The 19,893-nt window shown below is 35.2% G+C and carries 24 protein-coding genes and 1 pseudogene; 24 read left to right on the forward strand and 1 reads right to left on the reverse strand.

What is annotated here, in order from left to right; genetic code table 11:
- Positions 1-110: 110 nt before the first annotated feature.
- The 22 genes and pseudogenes from AK212_RS11440 (at position 111) to fabZ (ending at position 17,590) form a co-directional block, all read left to right on the forward strand.
- Positions 111-368 (forward strand): type B 50S ribosomal protein L31, encoded by a 258-nt coding sequence (locus AK212_RS11440; protein WP_011275226.1) that lies wholly within the window; start codon positions 111-113, stop codon positions 366-368.
- 151 nt (positions 369-519) lie between these two features.
- Complete coding sequence (locus tag AK212_RS11445; protein WP_053031146.1) at positions 520-1,119, forward strand: thymidine kinase; 600 nt, start codon at positions 520-522, stop codon at positions 1,117-1,119.
- Positions 1,119-2,195 carry a peptide chain release factor 1 gene (prfA, locus tag AK212_RS11450; RefSeq protein ID WP_053031148.1) on the forward strand — a complete coding sequence of 359 codons (1,077 nt, stop codon included), beginning with the start codon at positions 1,119-1,121 and terminating at the stop codon, positions 2,193-2,195. Before AK212_RS11445 ends, prfA begins: the two co-directional genes overlap by 1 nt.
- Complete coding sequence (gene prmC, locus AK212_RS11455) at positions 2,182-3,018, forward strand: peptide chain release factor N(5)-glutamine methyltransferase (protein WP_053031150.1); 837 nt, start codon at positions 2,182-2,184, stop codon at positions 3,016-3,018. The genes prfA and prmC overlap by 14 nt, the downstream gene beginning before the upstream one ends.
- 255 nt (positions 3,019-3,273) lie before the next feature.
- The gene (locus AK212_RS11460) at positions 3,274-4,317 is read left to right on the forward strand and encodes an L-threonylcarbamoyladenylate synthase (protein WP_053031152.1); all 1,044 of its coding nucleotides are present in this window, start codon (positions 3,274-3,276) and stop codon (positions 4,315-4,317) included.
- Positions 4,314-4,730, forward strand: coding sequence for a low molecular weight protein arginine phosphatase (locus tag AK212_RS11465; RefSeq protein WP_053031154.1), 417 nt, complete (start codon positions 4,314-4,316; stop codon positions 4,728-4,730). Before AK212_RS11460 ends, AK212_RS11465 begins: the two co-directional genes overlap by 4 nt.
- Before the next feature lie 111 nt (positions 4,731-4,841).
- On the forward strand, positions 4,842-5,366 hold the full coding sequence (locus AK212_RS11470) for a TIGR01440 family protein (protein WP_053031156.1): 525 nt from the start codon (positions 4,842-4,844) through the stop codon (positions 5,364-5,366).
- 27 nt (positions 5,367-5,393) lie between these two features.
- Positions 5,394-6,632, forward strand: coding sequence for a serine hydroxymethyltransferase (gene glyA / locus AK212_RS11475; RefSeq protein WP_053031158.1), 1,239 nt, complete (start codon positions 5,394-5,396; stop codon positions 6,630-6,632).
- Between the two features lie 26 nt (positions 6,633-6,658).
- Positions 6,659-7,288, forward strand: coding sequence for a uracil phosphoribosyltransferase (gene upp, locus AK212_RS11480; protein WP_053031159.1), 630 nt, complete (start codon positions 6,659-6,661; stop codon positions 7,286-7,288).
- Between the two features lie 16 nt (positions 7,289-7,304).
- Positions 7,305-8,438 (forward strand): annotated as a pseudogene (wecB, locus tag AK212_RS11485) (non-hydrolyzing UDP-N-acetylglucosamine 2-epimerase).
- A gap of 155 nt (positions 8,439-8,593) precedes the next feature.
- The gene (locus tag AK212_RS11490) at positions 8,594-8,944 is read left to right on the forward strand and encodes an ATP synthase subunit I (RefSeq protein ID WP_053031161.1); all 351 of its coding nucleotides are present in this window, start codon (positions 8,594-8,596) and stop codon (positions 8,942-8,944) included.
- A 27-nt stretch (positions 8,945-8,971) separates the two neighbouring features.
- A complete protein-coding gene (atpB, locus tag AK212_RS11495; protein WP_011275237.1) occupies positions 8,972-9,697 on the forward strand; it encodes a F0F1 ATP synthase subunit A in 726 nt (241 codons plus the stop codon).
- Between the two features lie 32 nt (positions 9,698-9,729).
- Complete coding sequence (gene atpE, locus AK212_RS11500; RefSeq protein ID WP_011275238.1) at positions 9,730-9,942, forward strand: F0F1 ATP synthase subunit C; 213 nt, start codon at positions 9,730-9,732, stop codon at positions 9,940-9,942.
- Between the two features lie 85 nt (positions 9,943-10,027).
- Positions 10,028-10,558: a F0F1 ATP synthase subunit B gene (locus tag AK212_RS11505; protein WP_016931216.1), complete on the forward strand. Its 531-nt coding sequence runs from the start codon at positions 10,028-10,030 to the stop codon at positions 10,556-10,558.
- Positions 10,558-11,097 (forward strand): F0F1 ATP synthase subunit delta, encoded by a 540-nt coding sequence (locus AK212_RS11510; protein ID WP_053031163.1) that lies wholly within the window; start codon positions 10,558-10,560, stop codon positions 11,095-11,097. The genes AK212_RS11505 and AK212_RS11510 overlap by 1 nt, the downstream gene beginning before the upstream one ends.
- 20 nt (positions 11,098-11,117) lie before the next feature.
- Positions 11,118-12,626: a F0F1 ATP synthase subunit alpha gene (atpA, locus tag AK212_RS11515; RefSeq protein WP_053031165.1), complete on the forward strand. Its 1,509-nt coding sequence runs from the start codon at positions 11,118-11,120 to the stop codon at positions 12,624-12,626.
- A gap of 31 nt (positions 12,627-12,657) precedes the next feature.
- Positions 12,658-13,524, forward strand: coding sequence for an ATP synthase F1 subunit gamma (gene atpG, locus AK212_RS11520; protein WP_053031168.1), 867 nt, complete (start codon positions 12,658-12,660; stop codon positions 13,522-13,524).
- Between the two features lie 21 nt (positions 13,525-13,545).
- Positions 13,546-14,958 (forward strand): F0F1 ATP synthase subunit beta, encoded by a 1,413-nt coding sequence (atpD, locus tag AK212_RS11525; protein ID WP_053031170.1) that lies wholly within the window; start codon positions 13,546-13,548, stop codon positions 14,956-14,958.
- Positions 14,959-14,978: 20 nt separating this feature from the next.
- Positions 14,979-15,380 carry a F0F1 ATP synthase subunit epsilon gene (locus tag AK212_RS11530; protein ID WP_053031172.1) on the forward strand — a complete coding sequence of 134 codons (402 nt, stop codon included), beginning with the start codon at positions 14,979-14,981 and terminating at the stop codon, positions 15,378-15,380.
- A 128-nt stretch (positions 15,381-15,508) separates the two neighbouring features.
- Positions 15,509-15,742 carry a DUF1146 family protein gene (locus tag AK212_RS11535; RefSeq protein ID WP_053031174.1) on the forward strand — a complete coding sequence of 78 codons (234 nt, stop codon included), beginning with the start codon at positions 15,509-15,511 and terminating at the stop codon, positions 15,740-15,742.
- 104 nt (positions 15,743-15,846) lie between these two features.
- A complete protein-coding gene (murA, locus tag AK212_RS11540; protein ID WP_053031176.1) occupies positions 15,847-17,112 on the forward strand; it encodes a UDP-N-acetylglucosamine 1-carboxyvinyltransferase in 1,266 nt (421 codons plus the stop codon).
- 40 nt (positions 17,113-17,152) lie between these two features.
- The gene (gene fabZ, locus AK212_RS11545; RefSeq protein WP_016931213.1) at positions 17,153-17,590 is read left to right on the forward strand and encodes a 3-hydroxyacyl-ACP dehydratase FabZ; all 438 of its coding nucleotides are present in this window, start codon (positions 17,153-17,155) and stop codon (positions 17,588-17,590) included.
- Positions 17,591-17,656: 66 nt separating this feature from the next.
- Here fabZ and AK212_RS11550 read toward each other — a convergent pair whose 3' ends face one another.
- Complete coding sequence (locus AK212_RS11550) at positions 17,657-18,100, reverse strand: YwpF-like family protein (protein WP_053031178.1); 444 nt, start codon at positions 18,098-18,100, stop codon at positions 17,657-17,659.
- A 187-nt stretch (positions 18,101-18,287) separates the two neighbouring features.
- Here AK212_RS11550 and AK212_RS11555 point away from each other — a divergent pair, with 187 nt between their 5' ends.
- Complete coding sequence (locus tag AK212_RS11555; RefSeq protein WP_053031180.1) at positions 18,288-18,686, forward strand: single-stranded DNA-binding protein; 399 nt, start codon at positions 18,288-18,290, stop codon at positions 18,684-18,686.
- A 344-nt stretch (positions 18,687-19,030) separates the two neighbouring features.
- Positions 19,031-19,738, forward strand: a complete 708-nt coding sequence (locus AK212_RS11560; protein ID WP_053031182.1) for a transglycosylase family protein — start codon at positions 19,031-19,033, stop codon at positions 19,736-19,738.
- Positions 19,739-19,893: the final 155 nt, after the last annotated feature.

Raw genomic sequence — 19,893 nt, forward strand, 5'->3', positions numbered from 1 at the left:
TGTTTGAGGGTTGCGTTTTAATCTAATAACTATTATAATTACCAAGTATTGGGTAAAAAACTCACAAATAACTCTGTTCCAGATGGTTCAGGGCAAAGGAGCTGAAAATAATGAGACAAGGAATCCATCCTGATTATCACAAAGTTATCTTTTTAGATACAACAACAAACTTTAAATTTTTAAGTGGTTCAACTAAAACATCTTCAGAAACAATGGAATGGGAAGATGGCAATGAATACCCAGTTATTCGTTTAGATGTATCTTCAGATTCACATCCATTCTACACAGGACGTCAAAAATTCGCTGCTGCGGATGGTCGTGTGGAACGTTTCAACAAAAAGTTTGGTCTCAAATCAAACAACAACTAATTATAAGTTTAAACTGTCTGCCTAGTCTATTTTATTATAGAATCGCGTAGGCAGTTTTTTTAAATTTAAGTAGTCTTTAAAGAGATAGTTATAATACATAGAAATATGATATAATTAAGCGATTATGTTTTTGTAAAAGGTGGAACTTATAATGTATGAAACTTACCATTCCGGTTGGATTGAATGCATTACTGGAAGTATGTTTAGCGGTAAGTCAGAAGAACTTATTCGTAGATTAAGAAGAGGCATATACGCTAAACAAAAAGTAGTAGTGTTTAAACCAGCGATTGATGATCGTTATCACAAAGAAAAAGTTGTTTCTCATGACGGAAATGAATTAGAAGCAATTAATATTTCGACATCTAGAGATATATTGTTGCATGATTTATCTCAAGTTGATGTCATTGGCATTGATGAAATTCAATTTTTTGATAAAGAAATTGTAAATATAGTTGAGAAGCTTGCAGAAAATGGTCATCGAGTTGTGGTAGCAGGCTTAGATATGGATTTTAGAGGAGAACCATTTGAACCAATGCCTCAAATTATGGCGGTAAGTGAACAAGTTACTAAACTGCAAGCTGTTTGCGCAGTATGCGGCTCATCATCGAGTAGAACACAACGCTTAATCAATGGACAACCAGCTAAAGTTGATGATCCTATCATTTTAGTAGGCGCAAATGAAAGTTATGAACCGAGATGTCGAGCACATCATATAGTAGCACCAAGTACAAGTGACGAGGAGGAAATGTAGTGTTTGATCAATTAGATATCGTTGAAGAAAGATATGAACAACTCAATGAGATGTTAAGTGACCCTGAAATCGTAAATGATCCAGACAAGTTACGCAAATATTCAAAAGAACAAGCTGATTTACAAAAAACAGTTGATGTATATAGAGACTATAAAAGTAAAAAAGAAGAAATAGCTGAAATTGATGACATGTTAAACGAAACAGATGATAAAGAAGAAATCGAAATGTTAAAAGAGGAAAGCGCTAGCTTGAAAAGTGTGATTCCTGAATTAGAAGAACAGCTTAAATTCTTACTAATACCAAAAGACCCTAACGATGAAAAAGACGTTATCGTTGAAATTAGAGCAGCTGCAGGTGGAGATGAAGCAGCCATCTTTGCGGGAGATTTACTAAGAATGTATAGTAAATATGCAGAATCTCAAAACTTTAAAACGGAAATAGTTGAAGCAGCTGAAAGTGACCATGGTGGTTACAAAGAAATTAGTTTCTCAGTTTCTGGGAACGGTGCATACAGTAAATTAAAATTTGAAAATGGTGCACATCGTGTTCAACGTGTACCAGAAACAGAATCAGGTGGTCGAATTCATACGTCAACAGCAACAGTTGCTGTACTGCCTGAAGTAGAAGATGTTGAAATTGAAATTCGCAATGAAGACTTGAAAATAGACACATATCGTTCAAGTGGTGCAGGTGGTCAGCACGTCAATACTACTGACTCAGCTGTACGTATTACACATTTACCAACGGGTGTGATTGCGACATCTTCTGAAAAATCACAAATTCAAAACCGTGAAAAAGCTCTGAAAGTATTAAAAGCACGTCTATATGATATGAAATTACAAGAAGAACAACAAAAATATGCAGCACAACGTAAATCAGCAGTAGGAACTGGTGATAGATCTGAACGTGTTAGAACATATAACTATCCACAAAGTCGTGTGACAGACCATAGAATAGGTTTAACATTACAAAAGTTAGACCAAATTATGGAAGGTAAGTTAGATGAAATTATTGATGCTTTAACTTTATCTGAACAAACTGAGAAATTGAAAGAACTTAACAATGGTGAACTTTAAAGAAAAATTAGATAGTGCTATCAAACAAGCTGTAGAAAAAGGGTACGAACAATCAAGAGCGGAATGGTTAATGCTTGATTTATTTGGGTGGTCAAGAACGGATTATTTAATTCATATGTATGATGATATGTCAAAAGCAGAAGAAATTAAGTTTTCGCTGGCGACTGAACGAATGCTTTTAGGAGAACCAATCCAATATATTGTTGGATTTCAATCTTTTTATGGCTACCAATTTCAAGTCAATGAACATTGTTTAATTCCACGACCTGAAACCGAGGAAGTAATGTTGCATTTTCTTGAGCATTGTAACTCAAGCGCAACGATTGCTGATGTTGGAACGGGTAGTGGTGTATTAGCTGTTACATTAAAAAAGCTAAATAATGATTTTACTGTTTATGCAACAGATATCGTTCAAGAAACCTTAGATATCGCTGCTGATAATGCGCACAATCATGAGGTGGATATCCATTTCTTGAAAGGCAATGCCTTGAAACCGTTTATCCAACATAATATTAAATTGGATGGTATTATTTCCAATCCACCATATATTGATGTTGATGAGATGGATACAATGGCACCTACAGTTGTAAAATACGAGCCCCATAAAGCGTTATTCGCAGAAAATAAGGGCTATGCTATTTATGAATCAATCCTTAATGACTTACCTCAAGTGCTCAATGATGATGCTTATGTGACCTTTGAAATTGGCTATAATCAAGGTGAGAAATTAAGAAGTATCATTTTAGAAAAATATCCTAAATTGGATGTTAAAGTTATCAAAGATATAAATGGAAATGATAGAATCGTATCATTTAAATGGTGAAACTCAAAGGAAACGGGATAGATATTAAAATGAATTCGTAGTCCCGCCCCAGCTTGGTTTGATTATGGAATTTCTTGATGAAATTCTTTTTGCTGGGCCCCGCCGGTAAGGATGACTAGGTCTGAAAAGGCTTAATTTAAGCGCGTTTTCAAATCAGTCAGCCACTGCCAAAAATGATATTGTAGGCTGAGACAGTTTGATTTGTCTCAGCTTCTTTTCCTATATATGAATAAAAATGATGGAGGAGTGAGCTTGATGAAAACAAATTTATGGGATATGCGTCAATATCAAAATGCGCCATTAGATTATCCGGAATTAGACAAAATAAAGCAGATATTTCAAGATGGTGGTTTAATTGCAATTCCGACAGAAACAGTATATGGGTTGGGTGCTGATGCCCGAAACCAACAAGCCGTTTCAAATATATATCAAGCCAAGGGTCGTCCTTCCGACAATCCATTAATTGTACATATTCACGACATTTCTCAAATTGATGACTTTGTGTCTCATTTACAAAGTGAGGCAAAATGCTTGATGGATGAATTTTGGCCAGGTCCGATTTCATTTATTTTACCTTTAAAGCCTGGGTATCTCTGTGACAAAGTGACAGGTGGTTTGCAATCCATCGCTGTACGTATGCCAAGTCATCCCATTGGCCGTGCAATACTCCAATATACGGATATGCCGATTGCTGCGCCAAGTGCTAATGTCAGTGGTAGACCTTCACCTACGACGTTTCAACATGTTTATACCGATTTAAATGGGAAGATAGATGGAATCGTTAATGGAGATCAAAGTGAAGAAGGCCTAGAAAGTACTGTACTCGATTGCACACAGTTCCCATTTAGAATAGCCAGACCAGGAGCAATTACACAATCAATGATTAATGAAGTCTTGCCTGGAAGTGTTGAACATTATCAATATGATACGACAAGCAAACCGATAGCACCTGGTATGAAATATAAGCACTATGCTCCTGAAACACCTGTAACGATGTTGACAAATCTAAGTAAACCTATTACAACTGTTAAAGATTGGACGCATACCGCTTTTATTTTACCGGATAATTTAAAACACTTTGTCCCTAGTGATGCCATATTTATTTCGCTCTGTAAAGATCAGCATGATACGAAACAAGCCAATCATAATTTGTTTAAAATACTCCATGATATCGATGAAAATTCAGAAATACATGAGGCATATATTTATGCATTTGATAAAACAGATGCAACAGAGGCAATTATGAACAGAATGCGTAAAGCTACAGGAAATCACTTAGTTAGAGGTGAAACATTATGAGAATAACGTTTGTGTGTACAGGAAATACGTGTCGTAGTCCGATGGCAGAAAGTATTGCAAAGAAAATACTCGAAAAAGACGTTATTAATTCAAGAGGGTTATTTGCAGTAGATGGACAATCTATTTCACCTGAATCACTTAAAGTCATCGCTGAGCATGAATTGCCAGAACCTACGCGGGCCAAGCAATTTAGTAAGGCGGATTTAGAAAGCGATTTAATCTTAACAATGACTGAAATGCATAAACAACAACTTATTTATAGTTATGGTGATAATGGTCGCATTTATCAACTTGGTGAATATGTTGGGGAATCAGGCGATATTGGCGATCCGTTTGGCGGTAGTATTGAAACATACCGACAAACATTTAAAGAGCTTCAACACTTAATAAGTAAATTACAGTCAGATTCATAAAGCGAAATATTATACAATTAGTATATGTTAAGCGTTAAATAAGTTATAATAAAGAAGTATAGCTAGTTTGCTATGCTTCTTTTTAATTATGTAATTGAGGTGGAGATTTCAATGCAAGAACTTAAAACGTTGCTTGATGAACTTAAGGCGCAATCTTTTTTCAAGAAAGATGAACTTTGCTTGATAGGATGTTCGACTTCTGAAGTTATAGGACAAAAGATAGGTTCTGTAGGATCGATGGAAGTTGCAGAGGAAATCTTTAGTGCATTAGCACAAGTGAAACAAGAGACTGGTGTTTCTTTTGCATTTCAAGGCTGTGAGCATATTAACAGAGCAGTTACAATTGAACGCGAAGATTTCAATCCGCTAACGATGGAAGAAGTATCAGTTGTTCCTGATGTTCACGCAGGTGGAAGTCTTGCAACTTATGCTTATAAGCAAATGAATGATCCAATCGTAGTTGAACATATTTCAGTCCCTAAGGGAATTGATATTGGTCAAACATTAATTGGAATGCATATTAAACACGTTTGTGTACCGGTTAGAACAAGTGTCAAACAAGTTGGTGAAGCTATTGTTACGATAGCTACATCAAGACCTAAGAAAATCGGTGGTGAACGAGCTAAATACGAATAAGCTAGAAAGTGTAAAGGGGGATTTTATATGTCATATATCCAAAATCAAGATAAAGCTGTCTATGAAGCAATTCAAAATGAATATAATAGGCAAAATAACAACATTGAATTAATCGCATCTGAAAACTTTGTATCTGAAGCGGTGATGGAAGCCCAGGGTTCTGTGATGACTAACAAATATGCTGAAGGCTATCCAGGTCGTCGTTACTATGGTGGTTGTGATTATGTTGACGTAACTGAAACGATTGCAATTGAAAGAGCGAAAGCATTATTTGGTGCGGAGCATGTAAATGTGCAACCCCACTCAGGGTCTCAAGCCAATATGGCAGTATATCTTGTCGCTTTAGAGATGGGTGATACTGTTTTAGGTATGAATTTGAGTCATGGTGGTCATTTAACGCATGGTTCACCAGTTAATTTCAGTGGTAAATTCTACAACTTTGTAGATTATGGTGTAGATAAAGAAACTGAAAAAATTGACTATGACGTTGTGCGTCAATTAGCACATGAACACAAGCCTAAATTAATCGTTGCAGGAACTTCAGCGTATTCAAGACAACTTGATTTTAAAAAGTTCAAAGAAATCGCTGATGAAGTTGGCGCTAAATTAATGGTTGATATGGCTCATATCGCTGGTTTAGTTGCAGCAGGTTTACATCCAAATCCTGTAGAATATGCTGATTTTGTAACAACAACAACGCATAAAACTTTACGTGGCCCACGTGGTGGATTAATTCTTTGTAAAGAAGCGTATAAGAAGGATATAGATAAAACAATATTCCCTGGAATACAAGGTGGACCTTTAGAACATGTCATTGCTGCTAAAGCAGTCGCATTCGGTGAAGCACTTGAACAAGACTTTAAAACGTATCAAGAGCAAGTCATCAAAAATGCTAAAGTGCTTTCTGAAACGTTGAAAGAAGAGGGCTTTAGAATTGTGTCAGGTGGCACTGATAACCATTTAGTATCTGTAGATGTTAAAAACTCAGTTAATGTTACAGGTAAAGAAGCGGAAGCGACATTAGATTCAATTGGAATAACATGTAATAAAAATACAATTCCATTTGACCAAGAAAAAGCTTTTGTAACAAGTGGTATACGTTTAGGCACACCAGCTGCTACAACAAGAGGCTTTGATGAAGAAGCATTCAAAGAAGTTGGTCGTATTATTAGCTTAGCACTTAAACACCCTAATGATGATACAAAATTGAAAGAAGCAAGAGAAAGGGTAAGTCGTTTAACAGCTAAATATCCGCTATATGAATAATTTATAAAATTTTGGAGGCAATATAAATGAGTAAAGTACATGTATTTGATCACCCACTAATTCAACACAAATTAAGTTATATCCGTGATATGAATACGGGAACTAAAGAATTTAGAGAACTTGTTGATGAAGTCGGCATGTTAATGGCGTATGAGGTTACTAGAGATTTAGAACTTCAAGATGTTGAAATTAAAACGCCAGTAACAACTATGACTGCAAAAAGATTAGCTGGTAAAAAATTAGCAATCGTTCCAATTCTTAGAGCCGGTTTAGGGATGACAGATGGTGTATTAAGCTTAGTCCCAGCGGCACGTGTTGGTCACATTGGTTTATACCGTGATCCTAAAACATTGGAAGCAGTAGAATACTTTGCTAAACTTCCACAAGACATTGATGAGAGACAAATTATTGTGGTAGACCCAATGTTAGCTACTGGAGCATCAGCAATCGAAGCAATTAATTCGTTGAAGAAACGCGGTGCTAAAAATATTAGATTCATGTGCCTTATTGCTGCACCAGAGGGTGTTGAAAAAATGCAAGAAGCGCACGATGATGTCGATATCTATATTGCAGCATTAGACGAAAAATTAAATGATAAAGCATATATTACACCAGGTTTAGGTGATGCTGGGGACAGATTGTTCGGTACAAAATAGGTATAGGAGTTTATGTATGAGAAAGATTATGACAGTCTTTGGTACTAGACCAGAAGCAATTAAGATGGCACCTTTAGTGAAGGCACTCGAGTGTGATGCTGAGTTAGAACCAATGATTGTTGTAACTGCTCAGCATCGCGAAATGTTAGATTCGGTCTTACAAACTTTCAACATCGAGCCACATTATGATTTGAATATCATGAAGGAAGGTCAAACGCTATCAGACATTACATCAAGAGCAATGACGCAACTTGAAGAAATTATTAAAAAAGAAAAACCGGATATGGTGCTCGTCCATGGCGATACCACTACTACATTTTCAGGTGCACTAGCTGCTTTTTATAATCAGGTACCTGTTGGTCACGTAGAAGCTGGTTTAAGAACACGACGTAAATATGCACCTTTCCCAGAAGAGATGAATAGGCAAATGGTAAGTAATCTAGCCGACCTGCATTTTGCGCCTACTAAAGGTGCAGCGAATAATTTGCTTTAAGAACAGAAAAATCCAGACACAGTAATTATTACTGGAAATACTGCTATTGATACACTTAAATTAACGGTCCAAAAGGAATATACATCAGATATAATCACAAAACATCAAAATAAACGCATTATCCTATTAACTGTTCACCGAAGAGAAAATATTGGACAGCCAATGATTGAGATTTATAAAGCAATGCGCACTATTGTTGATGAATATGAAGATGTGGTCATTGTATCACCACTACATCTGAATCCTAAAGTAAGGTCACTAGCTTATAAGTATTTAGGTGATCATGAGCGTATTGAATTAATTGAACCATTAGACGTTGTAGACTTCCACAACTTCGTAAGTAACGCCTATTTAATCTTGACGGATTCAGGTGGTATTCAAGAAGAGGCACCTTCATTGAATAAACCTGTCTTGGTACTTAGAGATGTAACCGAGAGACCAGAAGGTGTAGCAGCGGGCACTTTGAAAATAATTGGAACGGATTTTGAAAATGTGCATAATACAACGGCAGAATTATTGGATAACGAAATAATTTATCATCAAATGTCACAAACTCAAAATCCTTATGGTGATGGTAAAGCATCTATAAGAATTTGTGAGAGTATAAAATATTATTTTGGTTTGACATCAAATTCACCAGAGCCTTTCAAATCATAAAAAAATTTTAAATTGTGAACATTTTGTGACAATAAAAGAGTTAATTTTTACAACAATTTGAATAGAATTGACACACTATTTACCCTATATTATTATTAAATTTGTATGAGTGGAACGGTTTACATGGTTGTCATAAGTTAATTTGGAGGAGAAAAATGAGGCGTTTCAGCATCATATTTAAACAATTCATTCAATATTATATTTATTTTTTAATTATATTGGCTGTGTTGTATATCGTTATTCCAAATCCTTTTATTCTAGGATTAATAATAGGAACATTTGGATCTTTAATAAATACCTATATTTTCGAATTATATTTATCTCGGGCAAAGCAACCAGATAACATACATATTTCTACGGGCAATACTTGGAGGTACTTAGTCGCTATCATTGCGTGCGTAATATGGTTTTTATTTAAAGATAATGTCAATATTATTGGGGTAATGATTGGTCTTATGTTTTCTTATGTTTTAATCATTTTACGCCCTCTACTGCTTAAGAATTAAAATTTTAATAAAGAAAGAGGTGAGTACATGGATCACAAAAACCCGCTCGTAAGTTGGAATGTATTTGGTTTTGATCTCGTTTTCAATTTAGCAAGCATCATGATGTTAGTTATTACAGCAATCATTGTTTTTCTAATAGCTATTATTTGTACGCGTAATCTAAAGAAAAGACCATCAGGTAAACAGAATTTTATCGAATGGATCTTTGACTTTGTCAGAAGCATCATAGAGAGTAATATGGCTTGGAAAAAAGGTGGTCAGTTTCACTTCTTAGCAGTAACATTGATTTTATTTATCTTTGTTGCAAACATGTTAGGACTACCATTTGCTATAGTGACTAAAGATCATTATCTATGGTGGAAATCTCCAACAGCTGACGCAACTGTCACATTGACATTATCAACTATGATGATATTACTTACACACTATTATGGTGTGAAAATGCGTGGAACTAAAGCTTACATAGGTAATTACTTTAAACCATTCTGGCCATTAGCAATTATCAATGTTTTTGAAGAATTCTCTTCAACATTAACACTTGGTCTACGTTTATACGGTAATATATTTGCCGGTGAATTATTACTTTCTTTATTAGCCGGCTTAGTTGTAAGCAGTGCTTGGGGTTGGATTATAGGTATTCCAGGTTTAATCGTATGGCAAGGATTCTCTATCTTTGTCGGCTCAATCCAAGCATATATATTTATCATGCTTTCAATGGTTTACATGTCCCACAAAGTAGCGGACACACATTAACTTAAACAAACATTTTAGGAGGAATTATTAATATGGGTTTAATCGCAGCAGCAATTGCAATTGGTTTATCAGCACTAGGCGCAGGTATCGGTAACGGTCTTATCGTTTCAAGAACAGTAGAAGGTGTAGCTCGTCAACCAGAAGCACGTGGACAATTAATGAGTATCATGTTCATCGGTATTGGTTTAGTTGAGGCATTACCTATCATCGGTGTTGTAATCGCATTCATGACTCTTTTCCAATAAGAAAATTTCATGGCGAAGTCACTTGGATCTTCGCCGTTCGTTTTATTTAATGGCAAGTGGTGATTAATTATGAAAGGAGTGTCAAATGCCAGTGAATGCATTAACTAATTCATTCGTTTTAGGTGCAGCAGGTGGTGGTGTTGAATGGGGTACTGTTATTGTTACAGTAATCACATTTGCTATTTTATTAGCACTACTTAAGAAATTTGCTTGGGGTCCATTAAAAGAAGTAATGGACAAACGTGAACGTGACATCAATAGAGACATTGATGAAGCTGAAGAAGCAAAATTAAATGCACAAAAACTTGAAGAAGAAAATAAAAAGACACTAAAACAAACTCAAGATGAAGTTCAACGTATTTTAGAAGATGCTAGAGTTCAAGCACGTAAACAACATGAAGAAATCATTCATGAAGCAAATATTCGTGCAAACGGTATGATTGAAACTGCTCAAAGTGAAATCAATAGCGAGAAAGAACGTGCATTAGCAGATATTAACAATCAAGTGTCTGAGTTATCAGTATTGATTGCATCTAAAGTACTTCAAAAAGAAATTTCAGAACAAGATCAAAAAGAACTTGTTGATAAGTATTTAAAAGAGGCAGGCGATAAATAATGGCAAATGTAGCAAATAAATACGCTAAAGCATTATTTGACGTCGCTATCGATAAAGAAAGATTAGACTTAATGTACCAAGAACTTAGTATAGTTAGTGAAGCCACAAAAAACTATGATGAAGATTTAAGAGCAATTGACTCAAATCCTAACCAACCGGCTTCTGAAAGACGCAAATTTGTTGGTATCGTTTTTGGAGATGCTAACTATTACTTAAAAAATATGCTAATGATATTAGCTAATAATCGTCATTTAGTACTGATTAATTCAATTTTTAAAGAATTTAAAAGTTTATACAATGAGTATCATAATGAAGATTCAGCCATTGTTGAATCAGTTTATCAATTAAGCGACGAAGAACTTAGTCGCATTAAAGACTTAATTTTAAAACAAACGAATTTATCACAAGTACATATTACTACGAAAATAAATCCTGAATTAATTGGAGGATTTAGAGTTAAAGTTGGTACTACTGTGCTAGATGGCAGTGTTAAAAAAGATTTAGAACAAATCGAACGCAAATTTAGAAGAGTAAACTAAAATAAAGAGGAGTGACATAGATGGCCATAAAAGCTGAAGAAATCAGTGCATTACTTCGCTCACAAATTGAAAATTATGAGTCTGAAATGTCTGTAACTGATGTAGGTACGGTACTCCAAATTGGTGACGGTATCGCATTAATTCACGGATTAAATGACTGTATGGCTGGTGAGCTAGTAGAGTTCTCAAATGGTGTTCTTGGTTTAGCTCAAAACCTTGAAGAATCAAATGTGGGTGTAGTTATTTTAGGACCATATACTGAAATTACTGAAGGCGACGAAGTTAGACGTACTGGACGTATTATGGAAGTTCCAGTAGGGGAAGAACTTATTGGTCGCGTTGTTAACCCATTAGGTCAACCTATTGATGGACAAGGTCCTATCAATACAACAAAAACACGTCCTGTTGAACAAAAAGCAACAGGTGTAATGGCTCGTAAATCTGTTGACGAACCACTTCAAACTGGTATTAAAGCGATTGACGCATTAGTTCCAATCGGACGTGGTCAACGTGAGTTAATTATCGGAGATAGACAAACAGGTAAAACAACAATCGGTATTGATACAATCTTAAACCAAAAAGGTTTAGATACAATTTGTATTTACGTAGCAATTGGTCAAAAAGATTCAACTGTACGTGCAAATGTAGAAAAATTACGTCAAGCTGGCGCATTAGATTACACTATTGTTGTTTCAGCTTCAGCATCTGAACCTTCACCATTACTTTATATTGCACCTTATTCTGGTGTAACTATGGGTGAGGAATTCATGTTTAATGGTAAGCATGTATTAATCGTTTATGATGATCTTACTAAACAAGCGGCAGCATACCGTGAGTTATCATTACTTTTACGTAGACCTCCAGGTCGTGAAGCATACCCTGGTGATGTTTTCTATCTACATAGTAGATTATTAGAAAGAGCAGCCAAATTAAATGATGATTTAGGTGGCGGCTCAATTACGGCGTTACCAATTATCGAAACACAAGCAGGGGATATTTCTGCATATGTACCAACTAACGTAATTTCAATTACAGATGGACAAATCTTCTTACAATCTGACTTATTCTTCTCAGGTGTAAGACCTGCGATTAATGCGGGACAATCAGTTTCACGTGTAGGTGGATCAGCTCAAATCAAAGCAATGAAGAAGGTAGCAGGAACGCTACGTTTAGACTTAGCTTCTTATAGAGAGTTAGAATCATTTGCGCAATTCGGTTCTGATTTAGATGAATTCACAGCCAGAAAACTTGAAAGAGGTAAACGTACGGTTGAAGTGTTGAAACAAGACCAAAACAAACCATTACCTGTTGAAAACCAAGTTTTAATTATATATGCCTTAACAAAAGGTTATTTAGATGATATTCCTGTTGAGGATATTACACGTTTCGAAGACGAATTAAATAGTTGGGCGAAATCAAATGGTTCTGACTTATTAAATGAAATTAGAGAAACTGGTGCCTTACCATCTGACGATAAATTTGAAGCTACAATTAATGAATTCAAGAAAAGCTTTAGCAAATCTGAATAATTAAACTTTAAATTGAAAGGGTGGTGAGATAATGGCTTCATTAAAAGAGATAGATGGTCGTATTAAATCGACGAAAAAAATGAAACAAATTACCAAAGCAATGAACATGGTATCGAGTTCAAAATTACGTCGAGCTGAAAAAAACACAAAGCAATTTGAACCCTATATGGAAAAAATGCAGGATGCGATTACTGCAATTGCAGGAGCGAGTAAACACTCTAGTCATCCTATGTTAAGACCTAGACAAGTTCAACGTAGTGGTTACTTAGTAATTACTAGTGACAAAGGCTTAGCAGGTGCATACAGTTCAAATGTCTTAAAACGACTGATTAATGATATTAGTGAAAAACATTCTAGTAGTGATGAATATAGCATTATTGTATTAGGTCAATCTGGTGTTGATTTCCTTAAAAATAGAGGTTATGAAATTGAGAATTCACTTGTTGATGTTCCCGATCAACCTTCATTCAAATCAATACAAGCAATTGCGAAACATGCGATTGACTTATTTAGTGAAGAACATATTGATGAATTAAAAATTTATTATAGTCATTATGTTAGTGTTCTTGAAAATAAACCAACGACTAAACAAGTTTTACCATTATCTCGAGAAGATTCTAGCCAAGGTCAAGGTCAAATGTCTTCTTATGAATTTGAACCGGATAAAGAATCTATCCTAAGTGTTATTCTTCCTCAATATGTTGAAAGTTTAATTTATGGAACGATTTTAGATGCTAAGGCTAGTGAACATGCAGCGAGAATGACTGCAATGAAAAATGCTTCTGATAATGCGACTGAACTTATTGATGACTTATCATTACAATATAATAGAGCGAGACAAGCTGAAATCACACAACAAATTACTGAAATTGTTGGTGGTTCCGCAGCACTTGAATAATATTTTAAAGGAGGAAACAACATGGGTAATGGCCGTGTAACTCAGGTTATGGGTCCTGTTATTGACGTTCGTTTTGAACATAATGAAGTACCTGAAATTAATAACGCCTTAATCATTGAAGTTCCTAAAGAAGATGGTACTTTTGAATTAACACTTGAAGTTGCATTACAACTAGGTGATGACGTTGTTCGTACAATCGCTATGGATTCAACAGATGGTGTTCAACGAGGCATGGAAGTTCAAAACACTGGACAAGATATTTCAGTGCCAGTTGGTGAAGTAACGCTAGGTCGTGTATTTAACGTCTTAGGTGATACAATTGATTTAGAAGATAAATTAGATAGTTCAGTGAGACGTGATCCGATTCATAGACAATCACCTAATTTTGATGAATTATCTACTGAAGTGGAAATTCTTGAAACTGGAATTAAAGTTGTAGACTTACTAGCACCTTATATTAAAGGTGGTAAAATCGGACTATTCGGTGGTGCCGGAGTTGGTAAAACCGTATTAATTCAAGAATTAATTAATAACATCGCACAAGAACACGGTGGTATCTCTGTATTCGCTGGTGTAGGTGAACGTACACGTGAAGGTAATGACCTTTACTATGAAATGAGAGATAGTGGTGTTATCAAGAAAACAGCGATGGTATTCGGTCAAATGAACGAGCCACCTGGTGCGCGTATGCGTGTAGCTTTATCTGCATTAACAATGGCTGAGTACTTCCGTGATGAACAAGGACAAGACGTTCTTTTATTCATCGATAACATTTTCAGATTTACTCAAGCAGGTTCTGAAGTATCAGCTTTATTAGGACGTATGCCTTCTGCCGTAGGTTATCAACCTACATTAGCTACAGAAATGGGTCAATTACAAGAACGTATTACATCAACGAATAAAGGTTCTGTAACATCAATCCAAGCCGTATTCGTACCAGCCGATGACTATACTGATCCAGCGCCAGCAACTGCATTCGCTCACTTAGATGCGACAACTAACCTTGAACGTAAATTAACAGAAATGGGTATCTATCCAGCTGTGGATCCATTAGCGTCTACGTCAAGAGCGTTAGAACCAGCAATTGTTGGTCAAGAGCACTATGAAGTGGCACGTGATGTTCAATCAACACTTCAAAAATATAGAGAATTGCAAGATATTATCGCAATTTTAGGTATGGATGAGTTATCAGAAGAAGATAAACTTACAGTAGAACGTGCACGTAGAATTCAATTCTTCTTATCACAAAACTTCCACGTTGCAGAACAATTTACTGGTCAAAAAGGTTCATATGTACCTGTTAAAACGACAGTAGCTGATTTCAAAGCGATTTTAGATGGTAAATACGACCATATTCCTGAAGATGCTTTCCGTTTAGTTGGTAGTATGGAAGATGTAATTGCCAAAGCAAAAGATATGGGTGTTGAAGTCTAAACAATTAGGAGGTATAGATAATGAGTACAGTTAATCTTGATATTGTCACTCCTAATGGTTCAGTCTACGAAAAAGATGACGTTGAACTAGTTGTTTTTCAAACAACAGCTGGTGAAATGGGTGTCATGAGTGGGCATATTCCGACAGTTGCCGCATTAAAAACAGGCCATGTTAAAGTGAACTTTAGAAATGGTACTGAATATATAGCTGTTAGTGGTGGCTTTGTTGAAATTAGACAACATAAAGTATCTGTCATTGTTCAAACAGCTGAAACTGCCAGTGAGATAGATGTTGAACGAGCTAAATTAGCACGTCAAAGAGCACAATCTCATTTGGACGATCAGGATAACAGTGATATAAACAGAGCTAAACGAGCGTTGGCTAGAGCTGAAAACCGCTTACGCGTAGCAGAATTAAAATAATTAAAAAGGTTTGAAAACTAAATTTAGTTTTCAAACCTTTTTTTGTGTTCTATGATAGTCAAGTTTAGTATCATTCTGTGCATTTTTAATGTACAATATAGTACAGAAATCTAAAAGGAGAGAAAGTCATGGATTATATTGGACAGTTTGCGATCATACACTTGGTTTTACATGTTTTGTGTATATGTATAGCTTATTGGGCCTTAAACTCTCTCAAATTAGATCAATTTTTTAAAAAAGGTTACGCTACTCAAGTACAAGTATGTCTAATGTTTTTAGCCATCTTATTGGGTACAGCCGTAAGCAATTTTTTAATTGATTTATTACAATTTTCAACTCAAGTGAAATTTTTATTTCAATAATGAGATTATTGTAAATTCTTTTTAAAAATAGATATAATAAATAAATAATTGATTGAAAATCGGGAAATGAAGATAGTAATAGGAGTTTAAAGTGGAGGATTAATATGGATAAAATAGTAATTGAAGGTGGCAATCGCCTAACTGGAGAAGTTAAAGTTGAAGGAGCTAAGAATGCAGTATTACCAGTATTAACTGCATCACTATTAGCTTCAGAAGGAAAAAGTAAACTTGTTAATGTACCAGATTTAAGCGATGTAGTAACGATAAACAATGTATTATCAACTTTAAATGCGGAAGTTGAATATAATAAAGAAGAAGGTGCAGTTACAGTAGATGCATCAACGACTTTAAAAGAAGAAGCCCCTTATGAATATGTTAGTAAAATGCGAGCAAGCATCTTAGTTATGGGTCCTTTGTTAGCACGTTTAGGTCATGCTATCGTTGCATTACCAGGTGGCTGTGCAATTGGTGCTCGTCCAATAGAGCAACATATTAAAGGGTTTGAGGCATTAGGTGCAGAAATACATCTAGAGAATGGGAATATTTACGCTAGCACAAAAGACGGCTTGAAAGGTACAGACATTCATTTAGATTTCCCAAGTGTCGGTGCAACACAAAACATCATTATGGCAGCGTCACTTGCTAAAGGTAAAACAGTGATTGAAAATGTTGCCAAAGAGCCTGAAATTGTTGATTTAGCAAATTATATTAATGAAATGGGTGGTAAAGTAACCGGAGCAGGTACTGATACCATTACGATTCATGGTGTTGATAAGTTGAAAGGTGTAGAACATTCAATCATTCCTGACAGAATTGAAGCTGGTACTTTAATCATAGCAGCTGCTATTACGCGTGGTGATGTATTTGTTAGAGACGCAGTAAAAGAACATATGTCGAGTCTAATTTATAAACTTGAAGAAATGGGCGTTAATTTAGATTTCCAAGAAGATGGCGTTCGTGTTACGGCAGAGGGTGAACTTAAACCAGTTGATGTCAAAACACTTCCTCACCCTGGGTTCCCAACAGATATGCAATCACAAATGATGGCGTTATTATTAACTGCTGAAGGACATAAAGTCATTACGGAAACTGTCTTTGAAAATAGATTCATGCATGTTGCAGAATTTAAGCGTATGAATGCAAATATTACTGTAGAAGGTAGAAGTGCTAAAATTCAAGGTAAGAGTCAATTGCAAGGTGCTCAAGTTAAAGCAACAGATTTAAGAGCAGCGGCAGCATTAATTTTAGCTGGCTTAGTAGCTGATGGTACAACTCAGGTTACAGAATTAAAACATTTAGACCGCGGTTATGTTAATTTCCATGAGAAATTAAAGTCATTAGGTGCTAATATTGAACGAGTAAATGATTAATCGTATACTCACTTTATAATACTTCTGGAGGACATACATTATGGAAACAATTTTCGATTATAATCAAATTAAGCAAATTATCCCACATAGACAACCATTTTTACTTATTGATCGTGTAGTTGAATATGAAGAGGGTAAGAGATGTGTTGGACTAAAACAAGTATCTGGTAATGAACCATTTTTCCAAGGGCACTTCCCAGATTATGCTGTTATGCCTGGTGTATTAATTACTGAAGCATTAGCACAAACAGGTGCTGTTGCTATGCTTAACAGCGAAGAGAATAAAGGGAAAATTGCATTATTCGCTGGAATTGATAAATGTAGATTTAAAAAACAAGTAACGCCTGGTGATACGCTAATGTTAGAGGTAGAAATTACTAAAATCAAAGGTCCAATCGGAAAAGGTACAGCAAAGGCTACGGTAGATGGCCAACTCGCTTGTAGTTGTGAATTAACTTTCGCTATCCAAGATGCTTAAACCAAAACATCCTTTTATAATCAATATAAATAGGAGTGGAACATTGAAATGTGTTCCACTCCTGTTTTATTCTCTTTCAAATTTTTCTTCTTTTAGTTTAGGTTTAGATTGCATCATACGATTAAATGTTACTTTTAATTCTTCACCTGACAGTCCTTCATCAACTAATTGTTCTAATAAACTCTCTGCATAAACTTGTCGTAAGGTGTAAATATGACAATCTAATACAATTGACATTGTTGTTTCGAATTCAGAAATACTTCTGATTGTAGCATCAAAAAGTGCAGGATCATTCGAAGGGCGTGTTATCACGACTCTAATATCTAGTAGTGTTTGATCATCATAATATTTTTTCATCGTTTCATAGTGTGCATTTGAAATGACAACTTCTAGAAGCCAACCAGTACCACTATTTTCTTTATTGATGATTACACCATCTTCTAGCTCAAACTCAGTTATACCTCCATTTTCATTAACAATTTGAAAACGTACAGCTTTAAATGTCTTCACTTCATCACATCCCCAAAATAATTAAAATTATGCAAAAAATGAAATTATCAATAATCTAATATGAGTTTTACAATTATTTTCTTTAAATATATCAAACTTTGAGTATTAATAGGAATAAAAATCTTAAAAATAGAATTTTGACGCCATAGTTATAAATGAATACTATAGTTGTAGAAGGAGGTGACACATGCTAAACAAGATTGTGATAGTAGGTCGGTTGACCAAAAAGGCACAAATATTTGAGAAAGAGGAGGTGAAGATAGCCACGTTCTGTGTTGCAACAGAACGTAATTATAAAGATGACAACAATGAAATAGCTTGTGATTATATATTTTGTAAAGCTTTTGGTAAAACAGCTACCAATATTGAATTGTATACTGATCAAGGCGCTTTAGTAGGTATTACTGGTCAAATGAGATCACGTAAATACGATAAAGAGGGCCAAACGCACTTTGTGACTGAATTATATGTTGAAACAATTAAATTTATGTCTCCCAAATCCAAAAATAATGATATTCTCCCTGACACCTCATTCAATGAAGACACTTATTCATACGATCACCTAGAAGTGATTGATATAAACTAATGTTCTATTAACTCCATCCCTATTTACTATAAATAACTTCTTTAATTATACTCATGGCCTCTCTTATATTATCAATTTTATAAGAGAGGTTCTTAAATTTTTTAGTGTAATTATCTGAAAGATTTCATTAGTATTACAAGAGATACGTATACATATCGCTACTCAAAACCGTCATGAAAGTCCATAACTAAAAAATAGAGTTACAGTACGTTTGTAATTTGGATGTAAAAAAGTACTGGCTTTTTTTATTTCACTGTAACCTACTAAGGTTTTATGGATGTTAAAGTGTTACTTGTAAAATTTATTATTAAGACACAAACAAATCTAGGAGGATATATATAATTATGAAAAAGACAATTATTGCTTCATCATTAGCAGTAGGTTTAGGAGTAGTTGCTGGCAACGCTGGACACGCAGATGCGAGCGAAGCTCAAGTAAATAAAGCTGAATTAGCACAATTAGCACAATCAAATGATCAATCATTAAATAATAGCCCTATCCAAGAAGGTGCATATAACGTAACATTTGATTATGAAGGTTTCACTTATCATTTCGAATCAGATGGCACTAACTGGAGTTGGAACTATGCACAAACAGGCTTAGTTTCACCACAACAAGATGTTAGTGAACAAGCATCAGCTACTACTAACCAAACTTCAGCTGAACAAGTAGCTTCTTCACAACAATCTAGTCAAGCTCAACCAACACAAGTACAACAAGCACCACAAACTGAACAAACACAACAACCACAAACTGAAGCTACAACTTCTAACTCAAGTGCTTCAAGTAACACTGCTTCAAGTGGTTCTTCTGTAAATGTAAACAGTCATTTACAACAAATTGCACAACGTGAATCAGGTGGCGACATTACTGCTATTAATCCAAGTTCAGGTGCAGCAGGTAAATATCAATTCTTACAATCAACTTGGGATTCAGTAGCACCTGCTCAATATAAAGGTGTATCACCAGCACAAGCACCAGAACATGTTCAAGATGCAGCTGCTGTTAAATTATATAACACTGCAGGTCCATCACAATGGGTAACTGCTTAATTTAGCAATATAATAATATTAAATGAGTAGGCTGAGACATAATAAAGTGTCTCAGCCTATTTTATTGTTTTGATAGTAGATGACCGATTTGAAAATGCGCTTAAATCAAGCTTTTTTCAGTTCTAGTCATCCTTGCGGGCGGGGGTCCCAACAAA

Source organism: Staphylococcus borealis (genome assembly GCF_001224225.1).
Taxonomy (GTDB): domain Bacteria; phylum Bacillota; class Bacilli; order Staphylococcales; family Staphylococcaceae; genus Staphylococcus; species Staphylococcus borealis.